This is a genomic window from Bacillus sp. SRL543 (assembly GCF_984799205.1).
Genome location: NZ_OZ481794.1, coordinates 580,330 through 595,569, shown reverse-complemented (window position 1 = coordinate 595,569; position 15,240 = coordinate 580,330). Strand labels below are relative to the sequence as shown.

Genomic DNA, 15,240 nt, shown 5'->3' with positions numbered 1-15,240 from the left:
AAGAAGACTGTTAACCCCCCCGCAGCAAACCGGCCCGGCACAAAAAGACCGGGGAAGCGTCCCCGGCCTTATACGGCTGCAGCCTGTTTCTTTATGCTGTTTTTCCGCCTCCGCCCATGAGCCATCATCATGGCTGCGGCTATCAGCAGGAAAAAGCTCGAAATCTGGAACAGCCTGCCTGTTTCCACGAATTGAGCTATGACGCCGAATACCAGCCCGCTCAAGCCGATGCCAAGGTCGATGGCTGAAAAGAACATGCCATTGGCAACGCCCCTGCGGTTTGGCGGCGTAAGAGACAAAGTCCACGACTGGAGTGTCGGTATCAGCGAGCCAAAGCCAATTCCGAACAAAACACCGGCTGCCGAAATCAAAACATTTGAATGAGCAAAAGACAGCACCCACATTCCGGCAAACGTAATGAGCGTACAGAACAGGACAAGCCCTCTCGGCCCATTTCTGTCAAACCATTTTCCAGCCGCCGGGCGTGATGCAGATGCCAGGACGGCATTGAATAAGTAGAAAAGGAAAATCTGCTCTATCCCCCGTTCCTCCCCAAAAATGACGATGAACGTAACAATGGAGCCATACCCGAAGGTGACGATGACCGTAATAAGAGCTGGATACCAGCTTGTTTTTTCAATCAGGGAACCCATATAGGAGAAAGCCTGATCCTCCTTCTTTGCTTCCTTCACCGATTGGGGAGTTCTGTAGCTGACGAGCGCCAGGAGCATGATCGCAATGATGCCAAGCGCTGCTGAAACATAGACCAGATTCTCAAAGGATGTGATCTGGAACAGATAAATGCCAAGGCTGGGAGCAATGATCATCCCGAGAGTCACAGACAGCCCATAATAGCCCATCCCCTCGCCAAGGCGGGAGTTCGGAACTACATCGACCGCCGCCGTCCCGTTGACTGTCGTCGACCATCCCCACGCCAGCCCGTGCACCAGCCTGAAGAGAAGAAACATAACAACCGCACTGGAAAGCGGGTAGATCAGCGTAATCAGCAGCAGTGCGGCTGCACCGGCCAAAACCAGGGGCTTTCTTGTCCTGTACCCAAGCATATAGCCGATAAAGGGCCTGCACAGGATTGCGCCTGCAGAGAAAAGAGTTGTGACCAGGCCGATTTCCAAACCGGAGGCCCCTATTGATTTTATGTATGGCGGCATCGTCGGAATCAGCATCTGGAAAGACATGAAGACAAACAGATTCCCTGCCATCAGCATAATGAAAGATTTTGTCCAGAGTTTTTCTTTCTGTTCGCTCAAATGGCCAAGCCTCCTTTTCAAATAATAATGTATTTCTAAAAAAGCTCCCTTTTTCGAGCAGTTGAAAGGCTCGGGAGAAATACTCTATTAAGAATATATTTCGATTCACTAAATGTTAACACAGTTATTTAATTGATGGCAATGCAGTATTATATCTTGTTTCCATTAAAAAAGAGGCCGAAGCCCCTGTTTCTTACTGATACTTTTTTATAAACGCAAGGGTCTCATCAATGATCAGCTGCTGGTCATTGTCGAGTGTGGCGACATGATAGCTGTTTTCCATCGTAATGAGCTTTTTGTCTTTGCTTGAGATGCGGTCAAGGATGAGCCGGGAATTATCAGGCGGGACAACGTGGTCTTCGCTTGAGACAAAAATCAGTGCAGGGCATTGGATATCATCCAGCCCTTCTTTTACCTGCTCCATTAACTGGACAATTTCCCCGATTGATTTGACCGGCGTCTTCTCATAGGCAAGCTCTTTTACGTCAGGTTTTTTTATATCGGAGCCGATGGCATCGAGAAAGCGGACGTCCTGGAGGCCGGCTGCACCTTCCATATCCGAAATTTCAACTGCTGCATTGATGGGAATGATCGCCTTGATCTCGGGATGCTTCTCAGCCATATACAGCGTCAGTGTCCCTCCCATGGATAAGCCTGTGACAAAAATATCATCGCACCGGTCTTTCAGCCATTGAAAGCCTTCTTCAATGCTGGCAATCCAGTCGCTGTACTGTGTTTGCTCCATTTCCTCATAATGGGTGCCGTGGCCTTTAAGCCTTGGGCCGCAGACAGTATAGCCCGCTTTTGCGTATGCCTCCCCGAGCGGCCTCATGCTTTGTGTCGAGCCTGTAAAACCATGTGAAACCAGGATGCCTGCCCTGCCGCCTTCAAAGTAAAAAGGTTCTGCTCCGTTCAATACTGGATAGTTATCCGCCATTTCTGTTTCCCTCCTCTTTCTCACCTTGAACAGGTTCGACTCTGCATGCTTCAAACCCTGCCTGCCCGCCTGAAAAAAGCCCGTTTTCTCCTAGACACACAGATTTCATTTCCCGTATAGTACTGCCTGCATAGAATACACTAAGGAGAGCATTTAACCTGGAGGCGGAGAACAGAAATGGATGACTTTAATTTTTCAAAGCTATTTGCCGATGCAGAAAGATTTTTTCATAAAAAAGGGTGCCGGGAAATCCAATTCCCCAAAGGCAGCCCCATCAACAAGGTGCACCGGTCTTCACAGATTGTCGGGAACAGCCACAACATGCAGCAGCTTCTGTCCAAATATCTGGGCATAAAAAAATAACCTGCATACGCAAGTTATGAAAGGCCTTATGGCTTGTCCCATTAAAAAACGATCAGTCCGGAATCTGCGGGGCTTTCCCGGGACCCGAAGATGCCGCTCATATTTTCTGCAGCCGCCCGTGATTCGGGCGTTTTTTATTTAGCATACCAAATGCCTGCTGCCGGCCCCTTTGGACCAGCCTTGCCGATTCATCAGGCCTTGGCGGTGAAAAGCCCTTTTACGATGGAGCTTTTCCTTGATATCGACGCTCCGCGCGGATAGTGGATATCCTGCTGGTCTGCTTTTTTATTATAGTTGGCAGCATCTTTAAATAACCGATCAAAATTAAAAATGTCTTCCTCGCCACTTGGCTTCTGGACTTTCAACGCATGCTTTTCGGCTGACATTTTCAACCACCTCTTTAATTTAAGTTTACCTCATTAGGGCTAAAGATTCAATCTTTCCCGAAGCTTTGTAAGCCCCAAGTTCTCCCATGCCCGTTTATGGAGCTCCGACACAAGGGAAGTGATGCCTGCGACCAGATAGCCGTCATTTTCATTGAATTCAGATCTGTAGCTCGAGATGCAAATGACATAATCAACGACTTCTGTTCCGCTTGTATAGATATTTTCCTCTTCTGAGGTGGTATAAACCAAATAATTTTTATCATGGATGACTTCCGGGTTTTCCTTGTTGATCGGAATCCCTGTTTTATATAAGTCCACAAGCTCCAGCGACCTCTTTACTGCCGAAGGAAATGATGTCTGATGGAACTCGGCAAGCGTCATCACTTCGAAGGTGAGATGCTCATCCCATTCACTCAAATAGAATTCCTGCATTTTGGCAAGCGCAAAGTCGAGCGCATCGTGAAATTTTGGATGCTCTGAGTCAAAGCTCGTTTTCAGGACATTCTTGTTTTCTTCCTTCATTAGATACGTCAGGAATTTAAACTTTCTCATCTGGTCATCAATGATGGAAATGACTTCCTTCTGGCTCTGGTCCAGGTCAAACTCCAGATTCCCGAGCTTGAAACGGATGATCCTCCTGGATGCGGAAGGCACTAACAGCCAAAGAAGCAGCCACAAAAGCAAATAAAACAGATATTCAAAAATGACCTGGAACTTCGGTGACTCGGCAATCGGCTTGATGATCAGGCTCGTGACCGTTTCCTGGGCAGCCCCCTGGCTCCCTGCGTCCGGCTGGCCTGCGTCAGAAGGCAGCTGTGCAGCATGATATAAGCTGATAGCCGCAAACAATATAATGATCCCTACTCCCGTCCAATACACAATCGCAGACCATTTCCTTACCTTATCTTCAATGACAGGCAGATCCTTAACCATCATCCTTTCCATTTTCATCCCCCTTTAGCCTGTTCGTCATTCAGCAATGTTGGAGGTTCATGATGTGATTGAGATTCGGAAACGATATTAGCTTGTGGGTAAAAAAACCATATGATCCATTATATTACCTTAACAGTTTATCATACCAGGAGATTTTCTCCCCTAGTTCTTTCGTTTCAATTCAGGCAGCAGCCTGGCTTACGGCCGATGCAGATGGGTACATAAAGCTATTGTATGCAGCCGCAGGCCGGCAGGCAGCTTTGCCCAAAAGTTTTTTCCCGCCAAGCCCCTCCGCTTTCCTGATTTTGCTTACCTGCTCCTTGTTTTTATCCTTCTTAATGAGTAGTATTAAGTTCATGGCATATCTTTTCAGGTTCCATTAGACTATAACCTGCCCAGAGAATTTTTCTGTTTTTTGGAAATGCTTTGTAACTGCATGGTGATTTTGGGCTCATGTGTGTGAAAACTCTGTTTCACACACATGAGCCCAAAATCACCAACAATGTTCAGATCAACCATTAAAAAAAAAAGGGCTATTTTAATAAAAATGTTTGGACACCGATTGAGCTTCGTGCAAAAAAATTCTATAATTTCCTAAAGTATATAAAAGAAAGGCTGATACTGTTTTGGAACAAAACTCATCCAATTTCATTCGAACGATCATTAAGGAGGACCTGGAATCCGGAAAAAGGCAAGAGGTTGTTACCCGCTTCCCTCCAGAGCCGAACGGCTATCTTCATATCGGTCATGCAAAGTCCATCATCATCAACTTCGGGCTCGCCGACGATTTTAACGGCAAAACCAATCTGCGCTTTGATGACACCAATCCGCTGAAAGAAGACCAGGAGTATGTGGATGCTATTAAAGAGGATGTCAAATGGCTTGGATTCCAATGGGATGAGCTCCGCTTTGCTTCCGACTATTTTGAAGAAATGTACGAGCGCGCAGTCCTGCTGATCAATAAAGACCTGGCCTATGTTGATGACCTGAATGCAGATGAAATCAGGGAATACCGCGGAACTTTGACTGAGCCCGGGAAGGACAGCCCGTACCGCAGCCGGTCTGCCGAGGAAAACCTTGATCTCTTCAAACGCATGCGTGCGGGCGAGTTCCAGAATGGTGAAAAGGTGCTCAGGGCAAAAATCGATATGAGCTCACCCAATATTAACCTGAGGGACCCGGTCATCTACCGTGTATCACATGCCCATCACCATAACACAGGCGACAAATGGTGCATTTACCCGATGTATGCATTTGCCCATCCGATCGAGGATGCAATCGAAGGCGTCACCCACTCTCTCTGCACCACAGAGTTTGAGGATCAAAGGCCGCTGTACAACTGGGTCATTGAAGCTTGTGAGATGGAAAGCAAGCCGCAGCAGATTGAATTTGGGCGCCTGAACCTGATCAACACAGTCATGAGCAAAAGAAAGCTGAAGCAGCTGGTCGACGAAAAGTATGTGGATGGCTGGGATGATCCGCGCATGCCAACCGTTTCTGGGCTGAGAAGAAAGGGCTTTACACCTGGCGCCATCCGTGATTTTGTAGAAGCGACAGGCGTCTCAAAAGGCTCCGGAGCCGTTGATACTGCTATGCTTGAACACTTCGTCCGTGAAGACCTTAAGCTCTCTTCCCCGCGGACAATGGGAATCCTGAAGCCGCTGAAGGTTGTGATCACCAATTACCCGGAAGGGCAGACAGAAATGCTTGAAGCGGAAATCAATCCTGAAAATCCGGAAATGGGCAATCGCCAGATTCCTTTTTCAAGAGAGATTTATATCGAGCAGGAAGATTTCATGGAAGATCCGCCGAAGAAATATTTCCGCCTCTTCCCTGGAAATGAAGTGCGCCTGAAGCATGCATATTTCATCAAATGCGAAGATGTCATCAAGGATGAAAACGGCGAAATCGTTGAGATCCATTGCACATACGACCCTGAAACCAAGAGCGGCACCGGCTTTACCGGACGGAAGGTAAAAGGGACCATCCACTGGGTCGAGGCGTCCCAGGCAGTTCCTGCTGAGTTCCGCCTGTATGAGCCGCTGATCCTTGACGAAGAATTGAACAGCGAAGAAAATGAAGGCAAAACCTTCCTTGACCATGTGAATGGAAATTCATTGGAAATCGTCAATGGATTCATCGAACCGAACATGAAGGATGTCCAGCCTCAAGATAAGTTCCAATTCTTCCGCCACGGATATTTCAATGTTGATCCCAAGCACACAGCAAATGATCATATTGTATTCAACCGGATCGTTTCACTGAAAAGCTCATTTAAATTATAAAAACATAGCTACCCGCCGCGGGCCGCTATATACAGGAGGAGAACGGCCGCTGAGCCGTTCTCTTTTTTCTAACAATTTTTTCAAGGGATTGTCTTTTTAGCTGAAAATACGATACAGTTAAAGATGAGGTGAGTATATTGAACGAGAAAACACCCTCTGCCTCCAGCATAAGATGGTTCAGCCTGGCCCTGCAGGCCTTGCTTATCATGGCAGACAATGAGGGCCTGTGCCCAAGTGCAAAGCTGGCCGATAAAATCGGTTCAGAATCAGGGTTCCTGCGTAAAATTTTGCGGAATTTGGTCAAGGAAGGCCTTGTCCAGGCAAAGGAAGGCCGGGACGGCGGCTATTTCCTCGCAAAGCCTCCAGAGGATATCAGGCTATCCGATGTGTATGCGGGGATGCGCGCCGAGCCATTTTCAAAAGGTTTCCTGGATGTCAGCAGCAAAGAGTGCTTTGAACCATGCACCCGAAGTGCCTTATCCGGCTTGAAAAATGAAATGGAGCAATGGATCCTGAACGGATTAGAAGAAAAGACCCTTAGCGACCTGATGGCAAAAAAATAAAGGAAACGGGACATCATTGTGTTTCGTTTCCTTTTTTATTTTTCCCGCAGCGGCTGTTAATGAGATCCGGGTAAAAGGAATATCATCATGATGGAGTCGATAAGGATGAACCACAAAAAAATAAAGAAAAGCCTCCGCTGTGTAAAATACAGCCGGACCAGCATAAAGTAAGCAAAGCCTGCTGCAATAACAAAAGACAAAAACTCCTCCAGCTTCTCTCCCTTCAAGACCAGCTTGTTATCATAATACAGCTGCAGCTCTTCATTTAATGAAACTGGCACTGTAAAAATACTGACCAGCAGTCCAAGCAGAATGAAGCCCCCGGCAATGTTGAGGATTTTTTGAACAGATACTGCTTTATCAGCTTTCAGTACCTGCTCTGAAGCATGCTTATAATCAACCTGCAAAATCATCCCTCCCTTTATAACATCTACGGACAGGAAAGCAATTGGTTCCAGCTTTCCGGATCAGGCAGGTATCCTTATGGCTGACAGGCAGGCACTTTCCACCAGGCAATTTCATAAGCTCTGAAATAGAATCCCTCCTTTCCCTCCCTTCACATGCGTATTACTATAAACCCAATTCTGTGATTTTTATGTAGTAAGAAACTGTGTTTGACAAAAGAACAGTAACGCCATATACTGTTCTTGTAATAACCACAGTTAAAAGGAGCTGAATTTTATGAGTGAAAATACAATGAGCAAAGAAGAATATTTAAATAAAGTAAAAGACCTTGATCAAACTACTGAAGCACCAAAGGAGCTGGAAAATACAGACTTCTTTACAGTGGCAGAAGAGCGCCGCTCTGTCCGCCAGTATGATGCCGATTATATTATGGAAGAAAGTGAAATCCGCGGGATTCTTGAAGCTGCCATCCTGGCACCTTCTTCATCCAACCTCCAGCCATGGAGATTCCTTGTCATCAAGGACCAGGAAGCGAAAAAAGAGCTGCTGCCAATCGCAAACAACCAGCAGCAAATCACAGATGCTTCTGTTGTCGTGGCAGTACTTGCTGATGTAGAGGCGTATAAGAATGCAGGAGAGATTTACGGAAGCCTTGTAAAGATGGGCCGCATGACTGAAGAAATCAAAGATTCCTATGTAGCATCCATTATGAAGACCTATGGCGGTTTCTCTGATGAGAGAGCGCTAAAAACTGCGATGATCGACGGCGGGCTTGTCTCCATGCAACTGATGCTGGCAGCTAAAGCAAAAGGCTATGACACAGTTCCAATGGGCGGCTATGATGAAGGGCAGTTCTTGAAAGCCTTTAATGTGCCGGACAACTTCAAGCCAGTGATGCTCATTTCCCTGGGTAAAGGCAAAAAAGCCGGCTTTGAGAAAAACCGCCTGCCTCTGGATGATGTACTGAACTGGAATAAATTCTGATTAACTTGCCCGGGCCTTGATGCCCGGGTATTTTTGCGGCTTGTGCAGGAGGATGGAATTGGGAATTGTTTATTACTAAATGATTAGTTTTATTCTCCAAAAGGGCATCTTATAAACAGATAGCCCGCAAAATCGCAGATCGGCAAGATCCAGCGCCTGACATATCAGACCATAATGATTCATTTATCCTGGTTTCAGGCAAAAATTATAGGGTAAACTCTCAATTGTTTCCAAATAAAGAAAGAGGAGTAGATATATGGTATAGATGCCTAGTACTTTTTTATTATATTCCTATAATTTTTTGACAATCCCAATTTATTTTTAGTATGATGGTTTTTGTACTAAAGGAGGCAGAAAAATGACAGCTTTTGATAAACAGAAAATTGTGAATAGCGTGCCGCAAAAAGGTTTTTTCGGTCACCCTAAGGGTTTGTTCACGCTCTTCTTCACAGAGTTCTGGGAGCGCTTTTCCTACTATGGGATGAAAGCTATCCTTCTATACTATATGTATTACGAAGTTTCTAAGGGCGGACTTGGGATCGATGAAACGACAGCTGCTTCTGTAATGGCTGTGTACGGCTCACTCGTTTATATGTCCGGGGTAATCGGCGGCTGGATTGCCGACCGTATACTCGGAACTGCCAGGACCGTATTCTACGGCGGTGTCCTGATCATGCTTGGCCACATTGCCCTTGCATTCCCTGGAGGCATTACAGCACTGTTCATTTCCATGGCATTGATTGTCATTGGTACAGGACTATTAAAGCCTAACGTTTCCAGCGTAGTCGGCGACCTTTACAGCAAAGAAGATGTCCGCCGCGATTCCGGTTTCTCCATCTTCTATATGGGAATCAATGCAGGTGCTTTCATTGCACCGTTAATTGTCGGAACTGTCGGTGAAAAGTATAATTTCCACTGGGGCTTCGGCCTTGCCGCAGTCGGCATGCTTATTGGACTGATTACTTATCTTGCTACCAAGAAGAAAAACCTGGGTCTTGCAGGCAGCTATGTGCCTAACCCGCTGCTTCCTGAAGAACGCAAAAGAGTATTCGGCCGCATTGCAATTGCCGCAGTTATTATTGCCATTATTGCTTTTATCAGTATTTCAACAGGTTTCTTAACAATCAACCGCTTTACGGTTCTGATCAGTATCCTCGGGATTGCCATCCCGACCGCATACTTTATTGTGATGTACCGCAGTCCGAAAACGACTTCAGATGAGCGTTCAAGGATCATCGCGTATATCCCGCTGTTTATAGCATCGGTTATGTTCTGGGCGATCCAGGAACAGGGCTCGATCATCCTTGCCCAATATGCGGACAAGCGGACTGACCTGGATTTCGCAGGCATCCACTTGCAGGCTTCATGGTTCCAGTCTCTTAACCCGTTATTCATCATCGCACTTGCGCCATTGTTTGCGTGGCTTTGGGTAAAACTTGGGAACAGGCAGCCATCAACACCAAGGAAGTTCTCACTTGGCTTGATTTTCGCAGGATTATCTTTCCTTGTACTGATCATCCCTGCTTATATGAGCGGTGGAGAATCTTTGGTTAATCCATTATGGCTTGTACTGAGCTTCTTCCTTGTCGTTATCGGTGAGCTTTGCTTGTCCCCTGTTGGACTGTCAGCTACTACTAAGCTTGCACCGGCGGCATTTTCAGCTCAGACGATGAGCTTATGGTTTTTATCCAATGCAGCAGCACAGGCGGTAAATGCGCAGCTTGTTAAGCTGTATGATCCTAATAATGAGATTATGTATTTTGGTACGCTTGGACTTCTGGCTGTCGTTTTAGGCTTTGTCCTGATTTTCATGTCGCCTTCTATTCAGAGATTGATGAAGGGTATTAAATAATCGCAAAGGCAGTGCATTTTGAGTGCACTGCCTTTGTTTTGCTTATAAATGGGTTTGATACTTTTTTTGCAATCCGATTCTAATTTTATGTAGTTCTTTGATCAGTTACCTGGATACTCTCTCAAATGTAGTCTGCTGATTTCCGTTCCAGGCACTTCGCTTTCCGCGGGGCGACGCTGAGCCTCCTCACCGCTGCGCGTCTGCGGGGTCTCAGCCTTGCCGCTATTTCCCGCAGGAGTCTTCGTGCCTTCCACTCCAATCAGCAGGGTTTAATAATTTGTTTGGCTGACCCCTTTAGTACCCTTGCTCTTAGACAAGGCTTCAGACTCTCCCCTTCAATGTATTCAAATATTCCACATGCTTCCGGTCTGTGTCGAGGACTTTTTCGACTAGACGGCGGCTCTCCGGGTCGAGGTCGCCTCTTACGTTTTCTTCGGACATTTGGATGGCATAATAGTCTTCGCCGGTAAGAGTTTTATCGACTATGGCATCCTGGCTGTCCGGCAGGAACAGACTGCTGATATATCCCTGGATGGAACCGGCAATGCCTTCGTCATCAGCGGGGACAGCCCCAAGATTCTGGATTCTCTCCGCGATTAGGGCCGCATTATGTTTATGCTCCTGCTGCATTCTCTGGAATTCGGCTCTGACACCTACATCTTGAAGCTTTTCAATGAAATGCTCGTAGGCATGGATGCCCATGTACATCCCTTTCAGGAACTTGTTCAGCTCCCTGGCAACTGAGTAATTGTCCACCTTGCTTCCTCCATCTTCTGTTTCTGACAAAAATGTCATCTTTAGTTTTAATATTGTAAGCTTAAGTTATGGCTGGCATACATCATTTCTCATATAGTTAGCTTAGAAAAAGAAAATTCAGGAGGAATTCTGCCATGCTTCTTCGTGCAAAGGGAATCAGGAAAACATATGGGACTAAAAAAAATTTATTTAATGCTCTTCAGCATATTGATCTTGAGGTTGAAAGAGGGGAATTCACAGGCATCATGGGGCCTTCCGGTGCAGGGAAATCAACACTGCTTAATATATTGTCTTCAATTGACAGCCCTTCTGCAGGCAGCATCCATATCAAAAATCAAGACATTCTGCGGATGGAGGAGGATGAGCTTTCCCGTTTCCGGAGAGAGCAGCTCGGCTTCATTTTCCAGGATTTTAACCTGTTGGATACTTTGAATGTCAGGGAAAATATCGCCCTGCCCCTTGCTTTGTCAGGAATAGCATCCCATCAGATTGACGCAAGAATCCAGAAGCTTGCCGAGTGGTTTGAAATCGAGAGAATACTTGAGCAATATCCACGGGAAATCTCAGGCGGGCAAAAACAGCGGACCGCTGCTGCGCGGGCGCTCATTACAGAACCTTCCCTCCTTCTGGCCGATGAGCCTACAGGCGCCCTTGACTCCAAGTCCGCTTTCGGCCTGCTCCAGGCGCTCCAAAGGCTGAATATTGAACAGCAGGCAACCATTTTAATGGTGACGCATGATCCACTTGCAGCCAGCTTTTGCAGCAGAGTGCTTTTTATCAAGGATGGTCATATTTTCACAGAGATCCGCAAAGGTATTTCTGATAGGAAACAATTCTTCCAGCAGATAATTGATATTCTTGCTGCTTTAGGAGGCGGAGGCCACCATGGCCTTATTTGAACTCGCCCGACGCAGCTTTAAAGGCAACAGGACCCAATATCTGCTTTATTGCTACCCTATGGTATTCAGCATCCTGATTTACTATACATTTGTATCTCTGCAGTACAATCAGAGCATTTCATCATCCGTAACAGCGCTCGGCAAGCTTGAGCCCGCCTTTGCTGCGGCTTCTGTTATGCTGCTGGCTTTCGCTGCGACCTTTATTTGGTATTCAAACGCCTACTTTATGAAAAAAAGGAAAAAGGAAATCGCCCTTTATGCCTTATATGGACTTAAAAAGAATCAGATTGGCCGCCTGCTTTTCCTCGAGCAGATGATGATAGGTATTTTCTCTTTGTCCGCAGGTATTCTGTCGGGTATGCTGATGTCTAAATTCTTTGCCATGCTTCTCATCAAAGTGATGGGTCTTTCCACTATTACCAGCTTTGCTTTTTCCGGGACAGCCATCCTGCAGACCTTTGCTGTTTTTTCTTTGATCATCCTGCTCACTTCCATTTACAACTGCAGGCTTGTGTACAAGCATACATTGCTCGAGCTGTTTCAGGCCGAAAAGAAAGCCGAAAAACAGCCAAAGGGTTCTGCTTTGGGTGCTGTGCTCTCATTGCTGATGGCTGGTTCAGGATACTTTCTTCTTTTGCAGCCTTCAAGCTCTGCTATCTGGAAAGACTTTGGCTTCTTCTCTATTTTGGCATCGCTTGGAGCAATCGGCCTTGGAACTTACTTATTCTTAAACTGTTTTATTATTATTCTGCTAAAATGCCTTAAAGGGATGAAGAGAGTATATTATAAGGGAAACAATTTAGTCAGCCTTTCCCATTTATTATTCAGAATCAAAGGCAATATACTGGCGCTGACAATCATTTCCCTGCTCAGCACCTTTACATTATTCACAATCGGAACGGCTGGCAGCCTTTACTACAATATGAATGCACTTGCTAATAAGAATTACCCGCTCAGCCTTCTGTACACCGTTCAAAATGAAGAACAGAATCAGCATATTATAGAGCTGATCGAGAAAAATCAGAAAAATCCCATCCGCTTTGCGGCTGAGATCCCTTACCTTGCTGTTAACTCTGATTTGTCGGCTACAGGCAGGTTTCCGGATGACTACCCGGCTCTGCTCATTCCCGAAGCCGCCTATAAAAAACTCGCAGGAGAACTCGGCCGGAGTATGCCTGTCATATCCGGGGAAAATGGAGCAATTGCCTTCTATGACGGAAACCTGAAGCAGGATGAAGATCCTTATTCAGGAAAAGTCATGATGCTGCCTGGAGGTCAGGAGGTCCGCTTTTCTTCATACGAAAAAAAGCCGATCCTAAACCAGGGTTTGTATTCCTTCCCTGTTGTCATAACCGATAAACTCTATAGTGAGCTAAGAGCAGATTACCCTGAAAACACTTTACAGGCTGTCAGCTGGAAAAATGATAAGAATTCCGGATCGATCGCAAACCAGATCCAGGCCTATTATTATAGTGATATGCATGATCTTGATACAGCCATTTTTTCGACCTTCTTCCATCAGCATGAAAAGCTGATGCAGATATATGGAATCCTTATTTTTATAAGCAGCTTTCTCGGATTGACATTTCTGCTTGCAACCGGCAGTATGCTTCACTATAAACAGCTGTCAGAGGCTGTTTCTGACCGGGACAGATATAGAGTCCTAAAGAAAATCGGAATGAGCAGGAAGCAGATCAATGCCGCCATCATGAAGCAGCTGTTCCTTATTTTCACGCTTCCGCTCCTGGCAGCTGTCCTGCATAGTTCTGTCATTATGCTGGCATTGACGCGGTTCCTGAAGATAGACACACTGGCCCCATTCGGTTTGGCGGCAGCTGTATATGCACTGATTTACTTTGTTTATTATTTCACTACAGCAAGAACATACAGCCGTATCGTTAATTAACGAATAAGAGAAGCAGCCGGAAAATGCTGCTTCTCTTATATTTCTGTATAAGGGTTCTTCAGGTCAGGGAAAAGGATTTCAAACGAGCTGTACCTGCCTCTTTCTGATCGGCAGACAAGCTTGTGCCCCAGCTTCCCTGCCAATTCATTGGCAAGGTACAGCCCCATTCCTGTGGAAGCAGCCATCTGCCTGCCGTTTTTCCCTGTAAATCCTTTTTCAAAGACACGGGGGATATCCTCCTTCGGTATGCCAATTCCGTTATCACGGATAATAAGTTTCCTTTCGGCAGGCTGGATGCTGATACTGATCATGCCCCCGGCCCCAGTATACTTCAGTGCATTTCCGATGATCTGGCTGGTAATAAACAACAGCGCTTTTTTATCCGTTAAAACAGAAAAAGGCTCAAGGGACAATTCCAGCTTGATTTGCTTAGAAAGAAACAGCTTCATGTCCTGCTTGACGGCATCCTTGATTGTCTGCTGGACATCAATCTCCTGAATCAGATAATCTTTGTTGAAATTGCTCAGGCGGGAAACATACAGAGCCTGCTCGGCAAAATGCTCTATCTTGCGCATCTCCTCTGCCAGACTATTAATGTCTCTATCTGTTTCGAAATGCATCCTGCTGACAGATATCGGTGTTTTGATCTCATGGAACCATAGTGCCATATACTCAAGCCAGTCCTTTTGATTCCTCGCCAGAGCATCTTCTCTTTCGAGCTGGTTCATATATTGGCTCCGGATAAGCCGCAGGACCAGTAGTTCTTCCTGAGACATGCCCCGCCATTCACCTGGAAGGCTGTCCTGTTCAACTGCAGGCGCCAAGTGACTATAAAACCGCCTCTTTGAGATATACCCAAAAGCCAGATGGGCAGCTATCACAATAATAGACATTGCTGCCATATAAAGCAGACTGGAAAAGCGGAGGGATGAACCTGGCTCAAGCCAGACGATTATCCAGTTGAGAGTTAATAAAGTGCAGATTGACACCAGGAGCGCCCTTTGGTCCAGCAGATACTTTCCCCAGCTCATAGAAGCATATACCCCAATCCTTTTTTCGTAGAAATTCTGTCCTTCAATCCTGCTGCTTCAAGCTTTTTCCGGAGTCGCCCGACATTGACAGTCAAAGTATTATCATCTATGAATTGTTCATCCTGCCAAAGCGCCCGCATGATTTCATCACGTGAAATAATCTGTTCAGGCTTTTTCATCAGCGTATATAATATCAAGAACTCATTCTTGGTCAAAGAAATTTCAGTCCCCTCATACATAAATGCTGCAGTTCCCATATTAAGCGATATACCGCCTGCTGTTATAATATCAGTTTCCGCTTCCTTCCCCCTGCCGGTTCTCCTTAAAACCGCATTTATTTTGGCGACCAGCACTTCCAGCGAAAAAGGCTTCTGGATGTAATCATCGCCCCCCATGTTCATTGCCATGATGATATCCATATTCTGCGAGCGCGAGGAGATGAAAATAACAGGCACATCAGAGATCTCTCTTATCCTCCCGCACCAATAATAGCCATCCCGCTCAGGAAGATTGATATCAAGGAGGACCAGATCCGGGCTGCAGGCGCTGAACTGCTCAGCTATCATGCTGAAATCATCGACTGGCAGCACTGAAAAACCCCAGTTTTTTAAAAATTTCCCGATAAGCCCTCTCATTTTGCTGTCATCTTCAATGATCATGATTTTCTGCATA

16 protein-coding genes are annotated in these 15,240 nt (G+C 46.0%); 7 read left to right on the top strand and 9 right to left on the bottom strand.

Going from position 1 to position 15,240, the window contains the following annotated elements; all coding sequences use genetic code 11:
* Positions 1 to 68 precede the first annotated feature (68 nt).
* Positions 69 to 1,226 carry an MFS transporter gene (locus AC4E8B_RS03185; RefSeq protein WP_490219477.1) on the bottom strand — a complete coding sequence of 386 codons (1,158 nt, stop codon included), beginning with the start codon at positions 1,224 to 1,226 and terminating at the stop codon, positions 69 to 71.
* Between the two features lie 235 nt (positions 1,227 to 1,461).
* On the bottom strand, positions 1,462 to 2,205 hold the full coding sequence (locus AC4E8B_RS03180) for an alpha/beta hydrolase (protein ID WP_490216978.1): 744 nt from the start codon (positions 2,203 to 2,205) through the stop codon (positions 1,462 to 1,464).
* Between the two features lie 177 nt (positions 2,206 to 2,382).
* On the opposite strand from AC4E8B_RS03180, the gene AC4E8B_RS03175 reads away from it, so the two are divergent.
* Positions 2,383 to 2,568 carry a hypothetical protein gene (locus AC4E8B_RS03175; protein WP_490216976.1) on the top strand — a complete coding sequence of 62 codons (186 nt, stop codon included), beginning with the start codon at positions 2,383 to 2,385 and terminating at the stop codon, positions 2,566 to 2,568.
* 191 nt (positions 2,569 to 2,759) lie between these two features.
* Here AC4E8B_RS03175 and AC4E8B_RS03170 read toward each other — a convergent pair whose 3' ends face one another.
* The 3 genes from AC4E8B_RS03170 to AC4E8B_RS03160 form a co-directional block, all read right to left on the bottom strand.
* Complete coding sequence (locus tag AC4E8B_RS03170) at positions 2,760 to 2,954, bottom strand: hypothetical protein (protein WP_490216975.1); 195 nt, start codon at positions 2,952 to 2,954, stop codon at positions 2,760 to 2,762.
* A 39-nt stretch (positions 2,955 to 2,993) separates the two neighbouring features.
* Entirely contained in the window at positions 2,994 to 3,899 is a 906-nt protein-coding gene (locus AC4E8B_RS03165) for a hypothetical protein (protein ID WP_490216974.1), read from the bottom strand.
* Positions 3,900 to 4,068: 169 nt separating this feature from the next.
* Positions 4,069 to 4,245 carry a hypothetical protein gene (locus AC4E8B_RS03160; RefSeq protein ID WP_490216973.1) on the bottom strand — a complete coding sequence of 59 codons (177 nt, stop codon included), beginning with the start codon at positions 4,243 to 4,245 and terminating at the stop codon, positions 4,069 to 4,071.
* A gap of 268 nt (positions 4,246 to 4,513) precedes the next feature.
* Here AC4E8B_RS03160 and AC4E8B_RS03155 point away from each other — a divergent pair, with 268 nt between their 5' ends.
* Positions 4,514 to 6,172, top strand: a complete 1,659-nt coding sequence (locus AC4E8B_RS03155; RefSeq protein WP_490216972.1) for a glutamine--tRNA ligase/YqeY domain fusion protein — start codon at positions 4,514 to 4,516, stop codon at positions 6,170 to 6,172.
* A gap of 137 nt (positions 6,173 to 6,309) precedes the next feature.
* Positions 6,310 to 6,735: an RrF2 family transcriptional regulator gene (locus AC4E8B_RS03150; RefSeq protein WP_490216971.1), complete on the top strand. Its 426-nt coding sequence runs from the start codon at positions 6,310 to 6,312 to the stop codon at positions 6,733 to 6,735.
* Between the two features lie 56 nt (positions 6,736 to 6,791).
* On the opposite strand, the gene AC4E8B_RS03145 is transcribed toward AC4E8B_RS03150, so the two are convergent.
* Positions 6,792 to 7,142: a hypothetical protein gene (locus AC4E8B_RS03145; RefSeq protein ID WP_490216969.1), complete on the bottom strand. Its 351-nt coding sequence runs from the start codon at positions 7,140 to 7,142 to the stop codon at positions 6,792 to 6,794.
* Between the two features lie 274 nt (positions 7,143 to 7,416).
* Here AC4E8B_RS03145 and AC4E8B_RS03140 point away from each other — a divergent pair, with 274 nt between their 5' ends.
* A complete protein-coding gene (locus AC4E8B_RS03140) occupies positions 7,417 to 8,124 on the top strand; it encodes a nitroreductase family protein (RefSeq protein WP_490216968.1) in 708 nt (235 codons plus the stop codon).
* A gap of 358 nt (positions 8,125 to 8,482) precedes the next feature.
* Positions 8,483 to 9,976 carry a peptide MFS transporter gene (locus AC4E8B_RS03135; RefSeq protein WP_490216967.1) on the top strand — a complete coding sequence of 498 codons (1,494 nt, stop codon included), beginning with the start codon at positions 8,483 to 8,485 and terminating at the stop codon, positions 9,974 to 9,976.
* Between the two features lie 321 nt (positions 9,977 to 10,297).
* Here AC4E8B_RS03135 and AC4E8B_RS03130 read toward each other — a convergent pair whose 3' ends face one another.
* On the bottom strand, positions 10,298 to 10,771 hold the full coding sequence (locus AC4E8B_RS03130; protein WP_490216966.1) for a DUF2383 domain-containing protein: 474 nt from the start codon (positions 10,769 to 10,771) through the stop codon (positions 10,298 to 10,300).
* A gap of 95 nt (positions 10,772 to 10,866) precedes the next feature.
* Here AC4E8B_RS03130 and AC4E8B_RS03125 point away from each other — a divergent pair, with 95 nt between their 5' ends.
* Complete coding sequence (locus AC4E8B_RS03125; RefSeq protein WP_490216965.1) at positions 10,867 to 11,631, top strand: ABC transporter ATP-binding protein; 765 nt, start codon at positions 10,867 to 10,869, stop codon at positions 11,629 to 11,631.
* A complete protein-coding gene (locus AC4E8B_RS03120) occupies positions 11,618 to 13,537 on the top strand; it encodes an FtsX-like permease family protein (RefSeq protein WP_490216964.1) in 1,920 nt (639 codons plus the stop codon). The genes AC4E8B_RS03125 and AC4E8B_RS03120 overlap by 14 nt, the downstream gene beginning before the upstream one ends.
* Before the next feature lie 35 nt (positions 13,538 to 13,572).
* Here the strand turns inward: AC4E8B_RS03120 and AC4E8B_RS03115 are convergent, their stop codons facing one another.
* A complete protein-coding gene (locus AC4E8B_RS03115) occupies positions 13,573 to 14,568 on the bottom strand; it encodes a sensor histidine kinase (protein WP_490216962.1) in 996 nt (331 codons plus the stop codon).
* On the bottom strand, positions 14,565 to 15,239 hold the full coding sequence (locus AC4E8B_RS03110) for a response regulator transcription factor (RefSeq protein ID WP_490216960.1): 675 nt from the start codon (positions 15,237 to 15,239) through the stop codon (positions 14,565 to 14,567). The genes AC4E8B_RS03115 and AC4E8B_RS03110 overlap by 4 nt, the downstream gene beginning before the upstream one ends.
* Position 15,240: the final 1 nt, after the last annotated feature.

Excerpts from the sequence above, each read along its gene's own strand:
- AC4E8B_RS03185 (WP_490219477.1), bottom strand. The coding sequence starts at position 1,226 with ATGCTGATGGCAGGGAATCTGTTTGTCTTCATGTCTTTCCAGATGCTG.
- AC4E8B_RS03180 (WP_490216978.1), bottom strand. The coding sequence starts at position 2,205 with ATGGCGGATAACTATCCAGTATTGAACGGAGCAGAACCTTTTTACTTT.
- AC4E8B_RS03175 (WP_490216976.1), top strand. The coding sequence starts at position 2,383 with ATGGATGACTTTAATTTTTCAAAGCTATTTGCCGATGCAGAAAGATTT.
- AC4E8B_RS03170 (WP_490216975.1), bottom strand. The coding sequence starts at position 2,954 with ATGTCAGCCGAAAAGCATGCGTTGAAAGTCCAGAAGCCAAGTGGCGAG.
- AC4E8B_RS03165 (WP_490216974.1), bottom strand. The coding sequence starts at position 3,899 with ATGGAAAGGATGATGGTTAAGGATCTGCCTGTCATTGAAGATAAGGTA.
- AC4E8B_RS03160 (WP_490216973.1), bottom strand. The coding sequence starts at position 4,245 with ATGAACTTAATACTACTCATTAAGAAGGATAAAAACAAGGAGCAGGTA.
- AC4E8B_RS03140 (WP_490216968.1), top strand. The coding sequence starts at position 7,417 with ATGAGTGAAAATACAATGAGCAAAGAAGAATATTTAAATAAAGTAAAA.
- AC4E8B_RS03135 (WP_490216967.1), top strand. The coding sequence starts at position 8,483 with ATGACAGCTTTTGATAAACAGAAAATTGTGAATAGCGTGCCGCAAAAA.
- AC4E8B_RS03130 (WP_490216966.1), bottom strand. The coding sequence starts at position 10,771 with ATGACATTTTTGTCAGAAACAGAAGATGGAGGAAGCAAGGTGGACAAT.
- AC4E8B_RS03125 (WP_490216965.1), top strand. The coding sequence starts at position 10,867 with ATGCTTCTTCGTGCAAAGGGAATCAGGAAAACATATGGGACTAAAAAA.
- AC4E8B_RS03120 (WP_490216964.1), top strand. The coding sequence starts at position 11,618 with ATGGCCTTATTTGAACTCGCCCGACGCAGCTTTAAAGGCAACAGGACC.
- AC4E8B_RS03115 (WP_490216962.1), bottom strand. The coding sequence starts at position 14,568 with ATGAGCTGGGGAAAGTATCTGCTGGACCAAAGGGCGCTCCTGGTGTCA.
- AC4E8B_RS03110 (WP_490216960.1), bottom strand. The coding sequence starts at position 15,239 with ATGCAGAAAATCATGATCATTGAAGATGACAGCAAAATGAGAGGGCTT.